The organism is Undibacterium sp. GrIS 1.8, assembly GCF_040544445.1.
In the GTDB taxonomy this organism is placed as follows: domain Bacteria; phylum Pseudomonadota; class Gammaproteobacteria; order Burkholderiales; family Burkholderiaceae_D; genus Undibacterium.
This window is the reverse complement of record NZ_JBEONQ010000135.1, coordinates 1-1,224: the sequence shown is the minus strand read 5'-3', so window position 1 is coordinate 1,224 and position 1,224 is coordinate 1. Positions and strand designations below refer to the sequence as shown.

Sequence of the window (1,224 nt, the reverse complement as noted above, 5' to 3'; positions counted from 1 at the left end):
CCCATTTTTCCTCTTATTTTAAAGAAAAATACACTTTATCTAAATGCCTCAATCTGAACGTAACATCGCACTATTAATCATTTTTCTTGGCTTCATCTTTGACGGAGGCATCTAATGCGTACGCTGCCTCTTGCGGTGTTTTCTTACCAAACAATACACCTAACAACAAGGGATGCAAGATTTCTATTGTCTCTGCAGGTAAGGACGAATAATAAGGATTTGCTGTCAGCGGATACTGACTCACCTTGGCGATGTAATCCAGAATTTGCGGATCACTAACAATCTTGCCTTCGGTTTTCTTAAATAGAGAAATATTCTGGCGCTTATTCTGCTGAATAGCATATCCCTTACCATTCATAAAATCTAAAAACTTCAGCGCCGCCTGCTTGTTGGGTGTGTCGCATACGGCAAACCCTGTCTCATTACCAATCACGGGTACCACGGTCTGATCAGCATCGTTCCAAGGCGGGATAAAAATCCCAGTGGTAAAGCCCTTGCCATGCATTAATAAGCCAGCCGCCCAGGTGCCATGAAAAGCCATCGCTGTTTTACCCTCAGTAAAAAGCTTAATGCCATCATCATAATTAGTATTCATATAGCCGGGCTGGACGTAACCACGATCTGCGACCAGCTTGATCCGTTCAAATATTTCCGCGACTTCTGGCGTATTCAAATCCAACATACCGTGGGCGATTTTGTTTTTCCAGTCAGGATTTTTGGCGACGACATTATTTGCAAAGCCAAAACTAAACGGCCCATTACCTAGCATATTCGGGAATCCGCCATTCCACATGATAGGGATAAAACCCGCTTTTTTTAAGCGCTCGCACACCTCTAAAAATTCTTCAAAATTACCAGGGGGTTTACTGATACCCGCTTTTGCAAACATCTCCCGGTTGTAGTACATCAAGGTCGCAGCGACGCCGCCAGAAATACCGTAGTAATGCCGTTTGGATGATGTCCAGTCGGGTTTTAATGAGTCCAGCATATTATTCCACGAGGCAGTCTCACCAAGGTCAATCAAAATTCCTTGATCTGCGAGTCTGGCAGCGTAGGCGTTAGGATTGATAGAAATAATATCGGGCAAATGATTTGCAGCGATTTTTGGTTTGAGATTTTCTTCAACAGAATCACCGATCATAAACTGCACATCAACTTTGATCGTTGGGTTTTCCTGACTGAATTGATCGGCGATACGCTGCATTTCTTCTGGCCAATCGGGCG

1 pseudogene is annotated in these 1,224 nt (G+C 43.8%); it reads right to left on the bottom strand.

From position 1 onward, the window contains the following. Positions 1 to 400: 400 nt before the first annotated feature. Positions 401 to 1,204, bottom strand: a pseudogene (locus AAKU64_RS22530) (ABC transporter substrate-binding protein); the annotation flags it as partial. Positions 1,205 to 1,224 lie beyond the last annotated feature (20 nt).